This window comes from Streptococcus sp. 544, assembly GCF_013277385.1.
Classification (GTDB): Bacteria; Bacillota; Bacilli; order Lactobacillales; family Streptococcaceae; genus Streptococcus; species Streptococcus mitis_BA.
Genome location: NZ_VMMU01000015.1, coordinates 1 through 18125, shown reverse-complemented (window position 1 = coordinate 18125; position 18125 = coordinate 1). Strand labels below are relative to the sequence as shown.

The 18125-nt window shown below is 41.5% G+C and carries 13 protein-coding genes; 5 read left to right on the top strand and 8 right to left on the bottom strand.

Annotated features, from left to right (window positions below; translation table 11 throughout):
- The first annotated feature begins 21 nt into the window (after positions 1–21).
- The 5 genes from HT728_RS07290 to HT728_RS07270 all read left to right on the top strand — a co-directional run bounded on the left by HT728_RS07290 (position 22) and on the right by HT728_RS07270 (position 4363).
- Complete coding sequence (locus HT728_RS07290; protein WP_173234558.1) at positions 22–780, top strand: amino acid ABC transporter ATP-binding protein; 759 nt, start codon at positions 22–24, stop codon at positions 778–780.
- 10 nt (positions 781–790) lie between these two features.
- Entirely contained in the window at positions 791–1585 is a 795-nt protein-coding gene (locus HT728_RS07285) for a transporter substrate-binding domain-containing protein (protein WP_173234556.1), read from the top strand.
- A gap of 12 nt (positions 1586–1597) precedes the next feature.
- Positions 1598–2275 carry an amino acid ABC transporter permease gene (locus tag HT728_RS07280; RefSeq protein WP_000131137.1) on the top strand — a complete coding sequence of 226 codons (678 nt, stop codon included), beginning with the start codon at positions 1598–1600 and terminating at the stop codon, positions 2273–2275.
- A gap of 9 nt (positions 2276–2284) precedes the next feature.
- Positions 2285–2944 carry an amino acid ABC transporter permease gene (locus tag HT728_RS07275; protein WP_000443889.1) on the top strand — a complete coding sequence of 220 codons (660 nt, stop codon included), beginning with the start codon at positions 2285–2287 and terminating at the stop codon, positions 2942–2944.
- Positions 2945–3172: 228 nt separating this feature from the next.
- On the top strand, positions 3173–4363 hold the full coding sequence (locus tag HT728_RS07270; RefSeq protein WP_173234554.1) for a ferric reductase-like transmembrane domain-containing protein: 1191 nt from the start codon (positions 3173–3175) through the stop codon (positions 4361–4363).
- A gap of 319 nt (positions 4364–4682) precedes the next feature.
- On the opposite strand, the gene HT728_RS07265 is transcribed toward HT728_RS07270, so the two are convergent.
- The 8 genes from HT728_RS07265 to HT728_RS07230 form a co-directional block, all read right to left on the bottom strand.
- Positions 4683–5564: a class II fructose-bisphosphate aldolase gene (locus tag HT728_RS07265; protein WP_001019001.1), complete on the bottom strand. Its 882-nt coding sequence runs from the start codon at positions 5562–5564 to the stop codon at positions 4683–4685.
- Positions 5565–5704: 140 nt separating this feature from the next.
- Complete coding sequence (vncS, locus tag HT728_RS07260; protein ID WP_173234552.1) at positions 5705–7033, bottom strand: sensor histidine kinase VncS; 1329 nt, start codon at positions 7031–7033, stop codon at positions 5705–5707.
- Positions 7030–7686 carry a response regulator transcription factor VncR gene (gene vncR, locus HT728_RS07255; protein WP_173234550.1) on the bottom strand — a complete coding sequence of 219 codons (657 nt, stop codon included), beginning with the start codon at positions 7684–7686 and terminating at the stop codon, positions 7030–7032. The genes vncS and vncR overlap by 4 nt, the downstream gene beginning before the upstream one ends.
- Before the next feature lie 164 nt (positions 7687–7850).
- Positions 7851–12398, bottom strand: coding sequence for a LysM peptidoglycan-binding domain-containing protein (locus tag HT728_RS07250; RefSeq protein WP_173234548.1), 4548 nt, complete (start codon positions 12396–12398; stop codon positions 7851–7853).
- 322 nt (positions 12399–12720) lie between these two features.
- Positions 12721–14100, bottom strand: a complete 1380-nt coding sequence (vex3, locus tag HT728_RS07245; protein ID WP_173234546.1) for an ABC transporter permease subunit Vex3 — start codon at positions 14098–14100, stop codon at positions 12721–12723.
- Positions 14101–14261: 161 nt separating this feature from the next.
- Entirely contained in the window at positions 14262–14909 is a 648-nt protein-coding gene (gene vex2, locus HT728_RS07240) for an ABC transporter ATP-binding subunit Vex2 (RefSeq protein WP_049512209.1), read from the bottom strand.
- Positions 14910–15011: 102 nt separating this feature from the next.
- Positions 15012–16289 carry an ABC transporter permease gene (locus tag HT728_RS07235; RefSeq protein WP_173234544.1) on the bottom strand — a complete coding sequence of 426 codons (1278 nt, stop codon included), beginning with the start codon at positions 16287–16289 and terminating at the stop codon, positions 15012–15014.
- A gap of 167 nt (positions 16290–16456) precedes the next feature.
- Positions 16457–18125 (bottom strand): LPXTG cell wall anchor domain-containing protein (locus tag HT728_RS07230; protein WP_173234541.1); only part of this gene is annotated, 1669 nt, incomplete at its 5' end.

The following is an 18125-nucleotide window of genomic DNA, read 5'->3' as shown; positions in this document are numbered from 1 at the left end:
CTAACACAAAGGAGATCTCTTATGACTTTAGTAGAATTTGAACACGTCGAAAAATATTACGGAGACTACCACGCACTCCGCGACATCAATCTCCGTTTTGAAAAAGGACAGGTCGTTGTCCTACTCGGACCATCTGGTTCTGGAAAATCCACTCTTATCCGCACCATCAATGGTTTGGAGGCTGTTGACAAAGGAAGTCTTCTAGTCAATGGTCACCAAGTTGCTGGTGCCAGCCAGAAAGATTTAGTTCCTCTTCGCAAGGAAGTCGGTATGGTTTTCCAGCATTTTAACCTCTACCCGCACAAAACAGTGTTAGAAAACGTAACACTTGCACCCATAAAAGTTCTAGAAATTGATAAAAAAGAAGCTGAAAAAACAGCTCAAAAATATCTGGAATTTGTAAATATGTGGGACAAGAAAGATTCTTATCCAGCCATGCTTTCTGGTGGACAAAAACAACGAATCGCCATTGCTCGTGGACTCGCTATGCATCCTGAACTCCTTCTCTTTGATGAACCAACATCTGCCCTTGACCCTGAAACCATCGGTGATGTTCTAGCAGTTATGCAAAAATTGGCCCACGATGGTATGAATATGATTGTCGTTACCCATGAAATGGGCTTTGCCCGTGAAGTTGCGGACCGCATCATCTTTATGGCTGACGGAGAAGTTTTGGTGGATACGACAGATGTTGATGACTTTTTCGACAATCCAAGCGAACCTCGTGCCCAACAATTCCTCAGCAAAATCATCAACCACGAAAGTGACAAAGTCAAATAAGGAGGCGCCTATGAAAAAGAAATTCTTTTTATCCGCATTATTGATTAGCCTTTTCGGCCTTGCTGCTACAAAACCAGTTCAGGCTGATACCACTGTCGCAGATATTCAAAAAAGAGGCGAACTGGTTGTCGGTGTCAAACAAGACGTTCCCAATTTCGGTTACAAGGATCCCAAGACAGGGACCTATTCTGGTATCGAAACGGACTTGGCCAAAATGGTAGCTGACGAGCTCAAGGTCAAGGTTCGCTATGTGCCTGTTACCGCTCAAACCCGTGGACCCCTTCTAGACAATGAACAGGTCGATATGGATATCGCAACCTTTACCATCACAGACGAACGCAAAAAACTCTACAACTTTACCAGTCCCTACTACACGGACGCATCTGGCTTTTTGGTCAATAAGTCTGCCAAAATCAAAAGCATCGAGGACTTAAACGGAAAAACCATCGGAGTCGCCCAAGGTTCCATCACCCAACGCTTGATTACCGAACTAGGTAAAAAGAAAGGCCTGAAGTTTAAATTCGTCGAACTTGGTTCCTACCCAGAATTGATTACTTCCCTGCACGCTCACCGTATTGATGCCTTTTCCGTTGACCGCTCGATTCTATCTGGCTACATCAGCAAGCGCACAGTGCTACTAGATGATAGTTTCAAGCCATCTGACTACGGTATCGTTACCAAGAAATCAAATACCGAACTCAACGACTATCTTGATAACTTGGTTACTAAATGGAGCAAGGATGGTAGTTTGCAGAAACTTTATGACCGTTACAAGCTCAAACCATCTAGCCATACTGCAGATTAAGGAGGATACCCCATGACAGATTTATCATCTTGGACAGCCTATTTTCAGGATTTTGGACAATTTTTCAATGGTTTCCTCTTCACTCTTGCACTAGCTATCGGATCTTTTATCCTAGCCATGGTTTTGGGCATCTTCTTTGGAGCCATGTCAACCAGCAAGCGTCCAATATTGAGAATTTTAGCTCGCATCTTTGTCGAATTTTACCAAAATACTCCCCTCTTGGTGCAGTTTGTTATCGTTTTTTATGGCCTACCTCTTATCAGTGACCATATCATCATGATTCCAATTTATTGGACAGCCGTTCTCTGCGTGGGTCTCTATCACGGCGCCTATATCGCTGAGGTGATTCGCTCAGGTATTCAGTCTATTCCTAGCGGTCAGATGGAGGCCGCCTTGTCGCAAGGTTTTACCTATATCAGCGCCATGCGCTTGATTATCTTGCCTCAGGCCTTCCGTATCATTCTCCCTCCTTTGACCAATCAAATCGTCAACCTCATCAAGAATACCTCGACAGTTGCTATCATCTCTGGAGTGGACTTGATGTTTGTGACCAAGTCTTGGTCAGCCCTCAACGGAAATTACATCCCAGCCTTTCTAGGTGCTGCCCTTCTCTACTTTTCTCTATGCTTCCCTGTTGCCCAGTTTGGTCGCAAGATGGAGCAAGCCAACAAAAAAGCCTATTCACTTTAGGAGGTTACTATGGAATCCATTTTAGAAGTTTTAACCCCAGATAACCTAGTCTTTATCTTTAAAGGATTTGGCTTGACCCTCTACATTTCTCTGATTGCCATCGTCCTCTCTACCCTTATCGGAACGGTGCTAGCCGTCATGAGGAATGGGAAAAATCCTGTCTTACGCATTATCTCCAGCATTTATATCGAGTTTGTGCGTAACGTTCCCAACCTCCTCTGGATTTTCACTATCTTTTTAGTTTTCAAGATGAAATCCACTCCAGCAGGTATTACAGCCTTTACTCTCTTTACATCAGCGGCCCTGGCTGAGATTATCCGAGGCGGTCTCAATGCCGTGGACAAGGGGCAGTACGAAGCAGGAATGTCACAAGGATTTACTTCTGCACAAATCCTCTACCACATCATTCTCCCACAAGCTATTCGCAAAATGTTGCCAGCCATCATTTCTCAGTTTGTAACCGTGATTAAGGATACCAGTCTCCTCTACTCTGTCATCGCCCTGCAAGAGCTCTTTGGAGCTAGCCAAATTCTCATGGGCCGTTATTTCGAACCAGAGCAAGTCTTCAGTCTGTATATCCTGATTGCCCTCATCTACTTCAGCTTTAACCTAGCAATCTCTAGTCTGTCTCATATGCTAGCAAAACGCTGGCAACAAGCTGCAGAATAATACTCTTCGAAAATCTCTTCAAACCACGTCAGCTTCACCTTGCCGTATATATGTTACTGACTTCGTNNNTTTTCATTGAGTATAAACAGCCACTCTCCAGTTCAATTGGAGAGTTTTTTTGATGAGAGTAGATATTTATAGACCTCAATTTGACACCATACTTTTTCTATGATAAAATGTAACAAATTTATTTACAACAAATCAAATCTAAATGAAATGGAATTTTCTATGAAAGCACTCAAAGGACTACTCTTTATCATAGCTAGTTTTATCTTGACTATGTTGACTTGGATGAACACTTCTCCCCAATTCATGATTCCAGGACTAGCTTTAACAAGCCTATCTCTGACTTTTATCCTAGCCACTCGTCTCCCCCTACTAGAAAGCTGGTTTCACGGTTTGGAGAAGGTCTATACTGTCCACAAATTCACAGCCTTTCTCTCCATCATCCTACTCATCTTTCATAACTTTAGTATGGGCGGTTTGTGGGGCACTCGCTTAGCTGCTCAGTTTGGCAATCTTGCTATCTATATCTTTGCCAGCATCATCCTTGTCGCCTATTTAGGCAAATACATCCAATACGAAGCTTGGCGATGGATCCACCGCATGGTTTACCTAGCTTATATTTTTGGACTCTTTCATGTCTACATGATAATGGGCAATCGCCTCCTCACATTTAATCTTCTAAGTTTTCTTGTTGGTAGCTATGCCCTTTTAGGCTTACTGGCTGGTTTTTACATCATCTTCCTTTATCAAAAGATTTCCTTCCCCTATCTAGAGAAAATCACCAATCTCAAACGCTTAAATCACGATACTAGAGAAATTCAAATCCATCTTAGCAGACCTTTCAACTATCAATCAGGACAATTTGCCTTTCTAAAGATTTTCCAAGAAGGCTTTGAAAGTGCTCCGCATCCCTTTTCTATCTCAGGAGGTCATGGCCAAACTCTTTACTTTACTGTCAAAAATTCAGGCGACCATACCAAGAATATCTATGATAATCTTCAAGTCGGCAGCAAAGTAAGCGTAGATAGAGCTTACGGACACATGATTATAGAAGAAGGACGAGAAAATCAGGTTTGGATTGCTGGAGGCATTGGGATCACCCCCTTCATCTCTTACATCCGTGAACATCCTATTTTAGATAAACAGATTCACTTCTACCATAGCTTCCGTGGAGAGGAAAATGCAGTCTATCTAGATTTGCTTCGTGACTATGCTCAGAAAAATCCTAATTTTGAACTCCATCTAGTAGACAGTAGGAAAGACGGCTATCTTAATTTTGATCAAGAAAAAGTGCCCAAACATGCAAGCGTCTATATGTGTGGTCCTCTTTCTATGATGAAGTCACTTGCCAAACAGATTAAGAAACAAAATCCAAAAGCAAATCTTGTTTACGAAGGATTCAAGTTCAAATAACCACTCATACTCTCCTGAGAATTCTAGGAGAGTTTTTTTATAGCCAAATGAAATAAGACCGGAGCGATGGAATTTTGGCATTCAAATCAATTGATAAGAATGTTTTATAGTGAGATCAAATAGGATACGAACAAATTGATTAGGAAAATCAAATGAATTTATAGAAATCTTTTAGCAGTCATGACGTCCTATTCCAGTTTCAAAATGCTATAAAAGCAGCATTGTGCTAGTCTAGTTTCAGTTTACTATACTAAAACGAGTAGCTTGAAATCAAAAAACCCACCCAATGGGCAGGTTCTATCTGTATTATCCAGCTAGATTAAGCTTTACCTTCTGAACCGAATACGTCGATACGTTCTTCAACTGATGCTTGGATAGCTTTTACACCGTCAGCCAAGAATTTACGTGGGTCGAAGAGTTTTTTCTTGTCGTATTCTGCTTCGTTTGCTTCGTAGTCACGAGCAAATTTACGAGTTGCGTTCGCGAATGCGATTTGGCATTCTGTGTTAACGTTAACTTTGGCAACACCAAGTTTGATAGCTGCTTGGATTTGCTCATCAGGAATACCTGATCCACCGTGCAATACGATTGGGAATCCTGGAAGAGCTTCTGTCAATTTTTGCAAGTGGTCAAGGTCAAGACCTTCCCAGTTTGCTGGGTAAGGACCGTGGATGTTACCGATACCAGCTGCCAAGAAGTCGATACCAGTTTCAACCATTGCTTTAGCGTCTTCGATTGGAGCCAATTCACCTTTACCGATGATTCCGTCTTCTTCACCACCGATAGTACCAACTTCAGCTTCTACTGAGATACCTTTAGCGTGTGCTTTTTCAACAACTTCTTTAGCCAATTTAAGGTTTTCTTCAACTGGAAGGTGTGAACCGTCAAACATGATTGAAGTGTAACCAACTTCGATACACTCAAGTGCATCTTCGTAGTGACCGTGGTCAAGGTGGATAGCTACTGGTACAGTGATACCCATTGATTCAACAAGGTTAGCGATCAAGTTGCGAGCAACTTTGTAACCACCCATGTATTTAGCAGCACCCATTGAAGTTTGGATCAAAACTGGAGCTTTTTTAGCTTCTGCTGCGCGCAAGATAGCTTGAGTCCACTCAAGGTTGTTTGTGTTAAATCCACCAACTGCATAACCGTTGTCACGAGCTGCTTGGACAAATTTTTCTGCTGAAACGATTGCCATTTTATCAGGCCTCCTGTATATTTTTATGGGTCATCCCATTTACATTGTTCATTTTATCACTTTTTGACAAAAAAATCTAGTTTTTCCCGTAGTTTCGATTGAATTTCTTCTAGCTTCATCTATGTAAACCCTTTCTCTTCCTAGTCTTGAGCGACTTTTGGAAAAGCTATAAAGAAGGTTAAACGATTCTCCTGCATTTCAAAACGATAGGGTAATTTTTCATGTTCCAATAGACTTTTGACCACAAAGAGCCCAATCCCAGACCCTTTGGCCTTGCGACTAGCATTGTCTGAAAAAGATTGAGCTAGTTTTTCTTGTTCTTCTGGACTGCAGCTATTTTCTATAAAGAGTTCCCCTTCTCTTTCTCCAATGCGAACCAAGCCACCTGGAACAGAGTGCTTGATAGCATTGCTGATGAGGTTAGACAGAATTAATTTCATGACAGATGGATTTAGATAAGCCTGCTGATGGATCAAACTATTGTCTATCTGGAGCTCTCTTTCCTTGGCTAGTAAAGCATAATCCTTGACTAGACTTTGCGTCATCTGGAGCAAATCAATTTCTTCCCTATCATCTCGCAATTCCTGCACAGAAGAGAGGGAAAGTATCTGGAGAACGTGGTGATTGAGCTCATCCACAATTCCTAAGGCAACTCCCAGATAGTGGTCCCTATCCTTATAACGACCAATATTTTCTTTCATATTTTCGATTAGGATTTTCAAACTAGCCAGCGGTGTTTTCAATTCATGAGAAGCCCCTCGTAGGAATTCGACCTTCATCTTTTCCAGCTGGAGAATGGCTTCATTCTTGTCATGCAAGTCCGCGATAACTGTCAAAAGATGTTGGTAGAGGCTATTGATTTGTTCCTTGAGATCACCAATCTCATCCTTGGAATCCACGCGCAATCGCACTTGAGTATCCAGTTCCATCATCCGACGGGTCACCCGCTTGATTTCCAAAATGGGGGCAACAATGGTCCGAGCATAGATGTAGGCCACCAAGAGGGAAATTAGAAAGGATGCCAGCAAGGTATAGGGGAGAAATTGGAGACTGATTTGCTCTGCTTCCTTTTGCAAGTCCATGGAAGCTAGAAACTGGAGAGTCATGGTACCACCGTCTTGCGTTGTCACCTCGCGCTCCTCGATAAAGAGGGAGGTTGTCTGGCGGTCTGTATCCAGAGGAAGATTGTCCTTGACTTCTAACTTGTCCTCGGTCATCTCGCCCTTGACGGCCCCCTGAATATCACTAGTCTGGGAGTACAAATCTAACACTTGCTCGATGCTCTGCCTATCCTTTCCTTCTAGGGACTGGGCAATGGCTGTCGCTTTCTGGCCAATGGTTTCCTGACGATGACTCAGATAAGTCGAGGGAAATAGAAAATAAATGGCTAAATGAAGGCAGATAACTAGAACACTAAATATCGAGAAGGTATAGATAAATATCTTTGTAAATAAACCTGTTCGTTTCATTTTCGCTCCAATTTATAACCAACATTGCGCACAGTGTGGATACAATCCAAGTCTAGCTTTTTCCGCAGTTCCTTGATATAAACATCAATGACACGGTCAAAGGGAACCTCATCTGTCGCTTTCCAAACGGCATCGATTATCTGAGAACGGGTCAAGGCACGTCCTTCATTTTTCACCAGATAGTCCAGAATTTCCAACTCTTTGGCATTGATAGGTACTTCTTGACCTGCGAGGCTTGCACTGTAACTTTCAAAGTCCACCTTGGCATCTTTATAGGAGAAGATTCGTCCTGTATCATAATAGCGCTTGAAAATCGCGTCCACCCTCACTTTTAAGAGGGAGAGGGAGAAGGGCTTTTCCAGATAGCCATCTGCTAGCGAAGCAAAGGCACTCATCTTGTATTCCTCATCCTGAAAGGCTGTTAACATCAAGACAGGGACTTGGCTGCTTTTGCGAATCTCAGCTAGTACTTCCAGACCATTGAGCTTGGGCATCTGGATATCCAGTAAAACCAAGGCTACTTCATAGCTGGAAAATTTTTCTAAGGCTTCTTGCCCATCCGCTGCCTCAATGGTTTCATAACCACAATCCGTCAAATAATCACTGATCCCCTCACGGATCATCTCTTCATCTTCTACAATTAAAATTTTCATACTTTAACTGCTCTCTATTTTTTATTTTTCTTAGAATAAATACCTACTCTATTTTCTATTATAATCTCTTGCTGGCCTTTTGTCTTTAAGCAACTGACCACTAGATAAAACAAAGAGAGCCTATCGCTCTCTCTGCTCACATTTCACTCTCTGTGGAATGAAAATTATTTAGCTGCTTTTGAAAATGTTACAACGTAGTTATAATCTTTCCCATTAGCTTGATAGACATAGTCCTCTTTGAAAGTATAGCCGCGTTTGCTCAACTCTTCTTTCTTAGCATCAACTTGGCTCTTGACCGCTGCTTTCACCTGTTCAGCTGATAAACCTTCCGCGATTTCAAGAGAAGTTCCATTGATATCTCCTAGGAAACCTGCAATATCTTTCATTTTATCAAAGTTATAAAATACATTTACTTTGACCTTTTGAGGAGCTGGCTGTTCTAGACTTCTACGATTTCTGCTAGCGCGTGGTTGAACTGCTGGAGCCATTCTGAAACCTGTAGTTCCTACTGGCTGTGTTTTGGATTCTTTTGTGAATTCTACAACATAATCATAGCTATCTCCACCTTCAATGATTTGATCTAAGTCTGTTTTTGACGTAACTGTAAAGCCTTGTTTTTTAAGTTTCTCGATTTGGGCTTTTGTTTTTTCTTCAACAGCTCGTTTTAAGTCTTCTTTAGATGTCTCTCCAGAGAAAGTAAGCACATTTTCGCCATCCAATTCTCCTAACGCTCCAGCTATATCTTTAAGAGCTGTTAAATTATAGTAGATATTTATTTTTTTAGTTTTATTAGATAAATCTCTTTTTACAACTTTTTTAGCTCTAACTTGAACTTTTGGTGCAATTCTAAATCCTGTAGTTCCTGTTTTCTCTTTAGTGAAAGTAACTACGTAGTCATAATGAGTTGCATCTGCTTGATCAATACCCACAAAGTACTCATCAGAAATTTTGTATCCTTTGCTTTCAAGTTCTGCTTTTTTCTTATCTATTCTTGCTTTTAAAATAGATTTCAAAGCTTCACCAGAGACATCTTTTGGTATGTCTACTTCATTTTTACCACCTAAATCATCAAAGAATCCAGGAATATCTTTCATACCATCAAAATTGTAATAAATAGAAACTTTATTTTTAGGTTCATTTACACTTCTAGGACGACGAGTTACTCGAGGTTGGTAAGTTCCTGCACTTCGGAAGCTGGAATTACCAGTTGCAGAACTATCCGATGTTGCCACAGGTTGTGTTTGTGATGAATCTTCAGATAAGGACGGCTGAGAAGATGGATTGCTAGAAGTTAGTGCACTGTTTGCGACTGTACTATTTTCATCGATAGTTGTACCACCAGCATGACTTTCGATTGGTTTCTTGAAATCAGGACTGGCATATTCTGCACCTGGAGTTTCTATTTTATCTAGTTCTGTTTCGTATTCATCTACCAACTCAGCCTGTTTATTTGTACCTTTCTCGTTTTCGAGTTTTTTATGGTACTCTTCAGTAAGTTTTTCCACTTTTTCGCGTGCTTCTTTTTTCTTATCATTACTTAAATTACTGTTGCTAATCTCAGCTTCTTTTGTAACCTTACGCTCATTAATCGCCTCTTTGTTACTGTCTTTGGTATCTTCTTCTAAAGTCTTCTCTGAATCATTATGTTCTTCAGCCGATGCATCGGCTTGAGGTTTTTCTTCTTTCGATTCGGATTCTGCATTAGCTACTTCTGTTCCTTCAGTTCCTGTAATTCCTACTTCTTTTGGTGCCGATGTTGAGTCTACTGTCCCTTCAGTTGAGTTTCCTTCTTTTGGCGTTAGTGTATCGCCTGTTTCTGATGGTTGTTCTTCTACTTTTGACTCTTTTCCTTGATCACCTGTAGTTGTTGCTTCGGGTGTTGTGTTATCTGATGAATTTGTAACATCTGTTGATGAATTTGAATTGTTTCCTGTTGTATCAGTTTTTTCTTCTGCTACTGTTTTTTCTGATTCACCCTCGTTAGTATCCTCATTTGTAGAGGTTGCTGCTGGTTTAGTAGCTTCAGATGTTCCTGGTTCTTCAGTTTCTTTTTCTTCAGGTGTTGGGTTTCCTTCTGTTCCTGTTACTCCTGAAGTTGAATCCCCTTCTTTCGGAGCCGTATTTGATGTTTCATCCTTTGAATCTACTGGATTTGATGTATCTCCATTTTGATTAGTTGGTAGTTTATCCTCTTTTGGCGCTGTTGCTTCAGTTTTTGGAGCTGAAGTTTCAGGTTGTTCTGTAGTTTCCACATTTGAAGTAGTATCATCTGTTACCGGACTTGATGACTCTGAATTGCCTGAATCATTTGTAGCATCTGCAGATGGAGTATTGGAAGGTTCTGCAGTTGTTTCAGAGTTACCTGTTTCTCCAGCTGGCTGTGCAGTAGAATTGGTATCGCCTGAAGCAACCGGTGTTTCTTCACTTGGGGTTACCGGTGACGATGTTGAATCACTTGGTTTTGGAGCTGTTTCTTCGCTTTCTGTAGCTGCTGAACCTGATTCTGATGACTCTTCTGCTGTTGCACCTGGTGTAGCTACTTCTGAACCTGTCCCTGCTTCTACAGCTGGTTGCGTAGCTGTTAACTCACCTTCAGAGGCAGTTGATGAAGATTCAGTTGATGAACTTGAGTCAGCTGAATTACTTGTTGCACTTGATGAAGCCGTACCGTCTGTAGCCGGCTGTTCTTCTGTGACTGTTGTTTCTTCTGCTACTGGTTTTTCTGATTTACTCTCGTTAGTATCCTCACTTGTAGAGTCTGCTGCTGGCGCTGTTGTTGCTGGTTCTGTAATTTCAGATGTTCCTGGTTCTTCAGCTTCTTTTGGTGCTACCTCTGGGTCTGTTGCTTTTGCTTCAGTTGATCCTGTTGAAGCTTCTCCTGTTGCTCCTGCTTCTTCTGAACCTGTTCCTTCAGGTGTTGATTCTACACTATCTTTCGGTTCAGTTGATTCCCCTGCTGTTCCTGAAGCTTCTCCTGTTGTTTCCCCTGCTTCTGCTGTTGCACCTGGTGTAGTTCCTTCTGTTTTATTTTCTTTTGGAGCTGGGGTTTCTTCTGCTGTTGCTCCTGCTTCTTCAGTTTCTTTTGGAGCTGGCGCTGAGTCCACTGTTCCTGGTACTCCTTCTGCTGACTCTTTTCCTTCGGTTGTAGATTCTTTAGGTGTTGAGTCTACACTTCCTTCTGCTTCAGGTGATTCTGTTGAATCTCCTTCTGTTTCTCCTGAAGCTTCTGCTGGTGCTTCTGTTACATTTTCTTTAGGTGTTGGGTTGGCTTCTGATTCTTCAGTTTCTTTCGCTTCGTTTGGAGCCGGTTTAACTTCTGTTCCTGCTTCTTCAGTTTCTTTTTCTTCTTTTCCTTCATCTCCTGATGGTGCTTCTGAAGCTTCTCCTGTTCCCCCTGAAGTTCCTTCTTCTGTTGTTGTGCCTGTCTCTACTGTTGCACCTGTTTCTTCTCCCGAAGCTTCTGAACTTATTCTTTCTGGTGCATTTTCTTTTGGAGCTGATTCTGATTCCACTGTTCCGTCAGGTGTTGTTTCTGCTGAAGTTCCTGAAGCTTCTGTTGATTCTGTTGCAGCTTCTGCGTTTGATTCAGTTGGTTTCGCTACCTCTGGCTCGGTTGCTTTTGATTCAGTTGATTCTGCTGGAGTTTCTGCGTTTGGTTCAGTTGGTTTCGCTGCCTCTGGCTCTGTTCCTTCAGCTCCATTTGCCGCTGATTCTGTTGAAGCTGGGGTTTCTGGTTTTGATGGTGCTGGGGTTTCTTCTGCTGGTTGATTTTGTTCTCCTGAAGTGCCTTCCTCTACCACTGGCGCTGGTTCTGTTGGTTCAGCTGACGCCTCTGGTTGTTCAACTTTCGGTGCTTCTATTTTTCCTTCAGTTGCATCTTCTTTAGGTGTTGGAGTAGATGGCTCTTCAACTTTCGGCGTTGGAGTTTCTGCATTTGGTACAGCTTGTTTCGCTACCTCTGGCTCTGCTGATTCTGTTGCCACTTCTGCGTTTGATTCAGCTGGTGTTACCACCTCTGGTGCTGTTTCTTTTGGTGCTGGTGTAGTCGCTGCGTCTTCTGCTTTTGGCGCTACTGGAGCTTCTGTTTCTTCTTTAACTTCTGGGCTTGTCTCTGCTGGTGCTTCTGAAGCAGGTTCTTCACCTGATTCTTCCGCTCTTTCCACTACTGGTGCTGATACAGGCTGATAGACTGGGCTATAGTTCACAGTCATTTTTTCAACTTTCTCAGTGACATCTGTTAATTCAAAGGTAACAGCTTTTGTTTCTTGGTCTTTCTTGAGCAAGACTTCATAAGTACGAACTTCGCCACTTGCACCGCTTTCTTTGATGACAATCTTGTGTTTTGTGACTGTATCTGAAACCGTTTCAGCTTCAGTAAAGTACAATTCATTGTGCGGTAAGAATAAATTCTTGCCTGAAGCTTGATTCATTTCTTGGAGTAAATCTACAGGGATATTGCTTGCTTCGCTGATAACACTTAATGTATCTCCCCACTTAATGACATACTTAAATAAATCACCTTCTTTTTGAAGGTCAGCTTTCACTTCCTCAACTGTTCTGGCTACCCAGACGCCATCTTGTTCACTGGCTGACACAGTTGGAGCTAAAAAGCCCAGACCCAGTAGAATCACACCTGTCGCAACAATTGCACCAGTTCTCAATTTTCTAAAACCACGGAGGGACAAGCTTCCTCTAACATTTGTTTGTCTCATAATGTTTATTTTTCCTCACTATTCTATATTTTCCAAAGTAGACCCTGCCTAGGTCTACTAGCCTATGTTTGCGATATGGATAGGCTTCTACAGATTTATCTATCTATTTTCAAGATAAGATTTCTATAGATTTTTATGCACAATTCCATATATAAGTTGCGAAACTCCTTTCTAATAAATTCCATAACCTTAGTATATCATATTTAAGTACTAAAGTACAAAGAAAACAACTGAAAGCAATGATTTTCACCACTGCTTTCGGATTTATTTATCATTTTAAAACTTTCAGTTGCTAGCCTCATTTTTCAGTCTAGCATCAGTATTATTCACCATCCAGCAGAAGTTCTTTTGGTTGTTTTCTGAGGAGATTGCTTGATGCAAGCGCCATAACGAGAACCACTAGAACTAAAGCAAGGACAAAGACGATGATAAAGTCTGATGTCTGAATGGAAATATCTAGGCTCGACAAGGTCTTGCTAAAGCCATCTACTTCTGCACCACCACCAAGGTTAGAGGCCTGAGCCGCCTTACTAGCCTGTTTGGCAACACCTGAAGTCACATTGGCAAGGACAGTATTTCCGATTGCACGAGCTGTGTAGTTGGCTAGGAAGTAAGCAGAAACGAGAGCAGGAATGGCAATCAAGATGGATTCAGTGATGAATTGTCCCAAGATACTTGCCTGCTTGAGACCGATAGAGAGGAGAATTCCCACTTCCTTGCGACGGGCATTGATCCAAAGGCTGAGCAAGAGGGCAAGGAGAAGGACTGAGAAACTCAAGCTACCCCAGAAGAGGAGGTTGGCCATCTTGTACATACCAGAGATGGATTGCTCAAGGGCTGGATAGTTAGACGAACTCTTCACCAGTGTATAGCTCTTCCAGTTGATACCACTTATGCCATTCAACTCTTTCATGACATCATCCAAGTTCTTGTCCGCTGTTACAAAGAAGGTTGCGTCCCCATAAATAGCTGTGTCTTCTGTGTATCCATAAAGTTTTGCAGCCGTATGGATATCTGTGATAGCTGTGTTTTCATAGAGTTCTTGTGAGTAAGTTACTGCCGACTTATTGTGGCCATCAAAGAGTCCCTTGATTGTCACTTCAACTGTTTCCTTGGCACCTTTTTCATTGTCTGCATCATAGACATTAGAGTCCAACTTGACCTTATCCCCTACTTTCCAGCCGTGTTTGGCTGCCAAGTCCTTGTGCATGAGGATCTTGTTCTTGTCGTCGTTTGTTAGGTGCTCACCTTCGACCAGCTTATAAGAACCAGAGACAAACTTGTCTTCTTTAGAGGAGTCATTGACACCTGTAATCATCAAGCTACTTCCAAAATGTTTGGCACGGTCAGGTGTCAGATTTTTCTTAGTTTCTGGCGTTTCGATAAGGTCATAGCCAGTCAAATCTCCGATAGCGTTGATACGTTTAACATAAGACTCGATGGCCTTGTTTTCGGTGATTTTTTTGATGTCCTCACCCTTGATATTCCCAGCACCACGTGGCGTTCCTTGATTAACGCGACGATTGATTTGCATGGAGAAGCTGTTAGTGATATTTTTAAATGTCTCCTGAGAAGCCTTGGCAGTAGCTCCCTTGATTGACAAGCCGACCAAACTCAAGCTCGCCATGAGGAGAATAATCAGGAAGATGACAATCGATTTGAAAAACTTCCTTGTAACATAGGCAAATGCGTTGTGTAACATAGGTTCCCTTTCTAGATGTTGTTCTATTTTATAGTTCTGATACTCAATGAAAATCAAAAAGCAAACTAGGAAGCTAGCCGTAAGCTGTACTTGAGTACGGTAAGGCGACGATGACGTGGTTTGAATTTGATTTTCGAAGAGTATAACAGAAAAAACTCATATTATTTCGTAGTATTGCGAGTTTCAGTCAGTTTCTTATCCTTCAACTCAAGTGTAATATCTGACGCTTGTGCCACTTCTTTGCTGTGGGTTACGACGATGACACATTTACCTGTTTTCTGGGCAAGTGATTTGAGCAGTTCGACAATATCTCCAGCAGTTTTAGGGTCCAGATTTCCAGTTGGTTCATCAGCTAGAATAACTGGAGCTTCTGAGACCAAACTACGAGCAATGGCAACACGTTGTTGTTGGCCACCTGATAACTGGAGAACATTCCGCTTGATCTGACTTTCATCCAAACCAAGCTCAAGCAGTGTATCCTTGCTTGCCTTTTTGTTAACCAAGCGGATATTTTCCAGTGGAGAAAGATAATCTATCAAGTTATAATTTTGAAAAACCAAGGAAATATGGTGCATACGATGGTAAGAATAGCCCTTCTTACGAATATCCTCTCCTTGGAAAAGGATCGAACCTTCAACAGGACTGTCTAAACCAGCCAGTAGGGACAAAAGAGTGGATTTTCCTGCTCCTGACTCACCAATGATACTGTAAAATTTCCCGGGTTCAAAATGATAATTAATCTGATATAGGACTGCTTCAGCAGTGTTCTTATAACGGTAGGTAAGATCTTGCAATTGTAATAAAGTCATGATTTCTCCTTCTTATACTCAATGAAAATCAAAGATTAAACTAGGAAGCTAGCNNGTTGCAGATGGAAGCTGACACGGTTTAAATTTGATTTTCGAAGAGTATTAACTAATAGATGATAAAATTTCTTTAGGCGATTTTCTAAATAGAAATAGGAAACAAAGGGCTACAGACAAGCAACTAATCAACAACAGAAAGACATAGGATTCTGCAAAAGATAGGATGCTGGTTGATAAACTGCTTGCTTTAGCTAGCGTATCTTGTAAACTTGCCTGATCTCCACTGGATAGAACAGTTTGGAGGAGATAAGATGTGATGGCGTTTCCTGCAGCAAATGCTGGAAGCAAAGCACCGAGAGATACCAAAACTACCTCTAAACAGAATTGTAGGAAAATCGAGCTCTTGCCTTTTCCAAGTGCCAGTAAAATTCCCACTTCGTAGACCCTCTCTCTCAACCAGAGAGACAAAACAAGAATTAAGGCCCCTGCTCCTGCTATCAACATCCCATAAAGGAAGATGGTTAGGAAGGTTTGGAAGGTAGCAACTGAGTCTTTGATTTGTTCAAAAGCCTTGTTTTCCTTTTCGACTTGATAGCCTTGATTTTCCAAGGCCAAGTTTTCTACCTGCTTCATGAGTTCGTCCATTTCCTTAGGATTTTCTACATAGAAGCGAGCTGCACTGACTAGAGATTCACCATTTCCCAAAAGACTTTGGCTACTTTCATAGTCTGTAAAGACCTGGTTTTCACTGAAGTCAGAAGACAAGCCTGTGAATTTTTCTTGTTTCTTACCAGAAAAGATGCCGACAATCTCAAACTCTACTGTTTGTCCTTTACCAGTTTCTGACTGACCAGCATCTAAGGCAATCTTGTCATGAAGGGAAAGACTATTCTTCTTAGCCAACTCTTCGTGGATGATGATTTTCTTTGAATCCCCTTTTTGAAGGTGTCGCCCTTCTTTTAAGTTGAAAGCCGAACTGGTAAAGGTCACATCCTTGGATGAATCCTCAAGTGCCATTAAGCTAACCAAGTTCTTGTCCGCAGCTGACAAATCATCACGTTCCACGCTCTGCTCTCCACTCACCGCTTCCTTGTCTTTTAATTTTGCGACCGTCTCGAGTTCAGGAGAGACATTTTCCAGTCCCTTAATCTTGCTTACAGATGCTAAGTCTGACAACTTAAAAGTCTGACCATTTTCTATTTTCTTAATAGAAAAAGATGTGTTGAGTGATTTATAAAGATTGGTTTCCACTGTTTTGTTGGACTTCATCAAAGTCAAACAGGCTGAAATTCCGGCCAATAGGACCAATAAAATCAGAAATAAAATAAAACTTCTCAGTCGCTTTCTGCTGACATAAGCCCAAGCTCTTTGGATTGGATTCATTTGTCACCTCCATATTTGTAAGACTATTATAAAACCCAAATATGAAATGTTTATGAAATACGAAAAAAGAACTAGAATTCTCACAAATGAGTGATGTTTCTAGTTCTTTTTGATTTACAAAGACTTTATGTAGGGAAAGCTACTAAGGAGCAGATGAGGTCCTCTATTTAAGCTTCCTCTTCATCGTCTTTTTTCTTTTTGGCAAATAGCAAGCCAAATGCGCCAAGAAGAGATAGAATTCCGAATGCACCTGTAGCACGGTCTTCTTGTGTACCAGTATTTGGCAATACTGCTTGCGGTTGAGAAACTGATGGATTCGTTTCTGACACTTCATTCGGCAATTGAGCAGGCACTTCAACTGTTTGACTTGGTTGTTCAGTCGGTTGAGTAGCTGGCATCTCAGCAGGGTTAGAAGTATCCGGTCTAGGATTTGTATCGTCAGATGGAGTAGCTGGTCTTTGTTGACCGTCTCCTGTTGGTCTAACTGGACTCACTTTCCTGAAGATGTGAGTTACAACATCATCTTTAGTTTCTGTTCTTACAAATACATAACCTTCAATTTCACCATGTTCAAATGCTTCATTGGATTCACCTAATACTGCTGGAGCTTTAGCATCAGGTTGCTTCAAGTCATTCCCTAGTTCATCTGTCCACTTAGTAATAATTAATCCTGGAACTTCTAATCTTGTAGAATCCCCTTTAGCAAATTCAATTACTAGATCTGTTGTCGGAATTGTATGACTAATTCCTGTTGTCGGATCTGTCACTGTCGCTGTACCGTCATCTCCTACTGTTACTTCCTTACCTGGGTTCTTAGCTTTAACTTTATCTGCCACTTGTTTTTTCTCTTCTGGAGTTAAGTGGGATTTGTCTTTGACTGGAACCTTGTCGGTTGGTTTCACTGGCGTGAAGTCTTGGTTCACTAGCTCTGTTCCTGGAATTGTATGACTGATGCCTGTTGTCGGATCTGTCACTGTTGCTGTGCCGTCGGCTCCTACTGTGACTTCCTTACCTGGGTTCTTTTCTTTGACTTTGTCTGCCACTTGTTTTTTCTCTTCTGGAGTTAAGTGCGCTTTGTCTTTCACTGGAACTTTTTCGGTTGGTTTCACTGGGGCGAAGTCTTTAACGGTTAAATCTTCTACAGGTAGTAATACAGATTCTCCAGTATTTTTATTCGTTACAGTAACATTACCCTTATCATCAACTTTAACTTCCTTATCTGGGTTAGCTTTTTTAACCCTCTTCACTAATTCCGTTATTTCTGTCGGTGTTAAATGTTCAGGGTCTGGAACTACAAGTGGTAACGGAAGTTTAACTCTAAACTCAATTGCTGGAGCACCTTTAGCACTAGTTAGTTTACCAGGAATTGTAATTTCGCTGGTACCTTCTGTCGGAAGTTTACCGTCTTCTTGAGCACTTCCTTTTCCTTTGGTTGATTTTTCTGGTAAGTCATCGTTTGTTAATGTTACTTTACCATCTTTTACCTCTTTTTCTCCATTAACACCTGGTAATTTCACTTTTGTACCGTCAGAAACACCTGTAACTGTGACATCCACATGTCCGTCAAGTTTATCTTGAGTTCCTACTGTAAATGTTGGAGTGGCACTTGGTACCAACTTCGCTGGTACTTTTGTTGTTGTTGTCGCTGGTTTGTGTCCGTCTTCTGTCACTGTTACGGTTGCACTATTGTTCGTATCATTTGGTAGGTTACTGTTTTCTACAGTAATTGTTCCATCCGTTACGGTATAGTCTCCAGGAACTCCTGCAATGGTTACTTTCGTGCCATTCGCATATGGTGTATCACCATCTTTATTAATGTGGTATGTCACATTTCCT

Excerpts from the sequence above, each read along its gene's own strand:
- HT728_RS07290 (WP_173234558.1), top strand. The coding sequence starts at position 22 with ATGACTTTAGTAGAATTTGAACACGTCGAAAAATATTACGGAGACTAC.
- HT728_RS07285 (WP_173234556.1), top strand. The coding sequence starts at position 791 with ATGAAAAAGAAATTCTTTTTATCCGCATTATTGATTAGCCTTTTCGGC.
- HT728_RS07280 (WP_000131137.1), top strand. The coding sequence starts at position 1,598 with ATGACAGATTTATCATCTTGGACAGCCTATTTTCAGGATTTTGGACAA.
- HT728_RS07275 (WP_000443889.1), top strand. The coding sequence starts at position 2,285 with ATGGAATCCATTTTAGAAGTTTTAACCCCAGATAACCTAGTCTTTATC.
- HT728_RS07270 (WP_173234554.1), top strand. The coding sequence starts at position 3,173 with ATGAAAGCACTCAAAGGACTACTCTTTATCATAGCTAGTTTTATCTTG.
- HT728_RS07265 (WP_001019001.1), bottom strand. The coding sequence starts at position 5,564 with ATGGCAATCGTTTCAGCAGAAAAATTTGTCCAAGCAGCTCGTGACAAC.
- vncS (WP_173234552.1), bottom strand. The coding sequence starts at position 7,033 with ATGAAACGAACAGGTTTATTTACAAAGATATTTATCTATACCTTCTCG.
- vncR (WP_173234550.1), bottom strand. The coding sequence starts at position 7,686 with ATGAAAATTTTAATTGTAGAAGATGAAGAGATGATCCGTGAGGGGATC.
- HT728_RS07250 (WP_173234548.1), bottom strand. The coding sequence starts at position 12,398 with ATGAGACAAACAAATGTTAGAGGAAGCTTGTCCCTCCGTGGTTTTAGA.
- vex3 (WP_173234546.1), bottom strand. The coding sequence starts at position 14,100 with ATGTTACACAACGCATTTGCCTATGTTACAAGGAAGTTTTTCAAATCG.
- vex2 (WP_049512209.1), bottom strand. The coding sequence starts at position 14,909 with ATGACTTTATTACAATTGCAAGATCTTACCTACCGTTATAAGAACACT.
- HT728_RS07235 (WP_173234544.1), bottom strand. The coding sequence starts at position 16,289 with ATGAATCCAATCCAAAGAGCTTGGGCTTATGTCAGCAGAAAGCGACTG.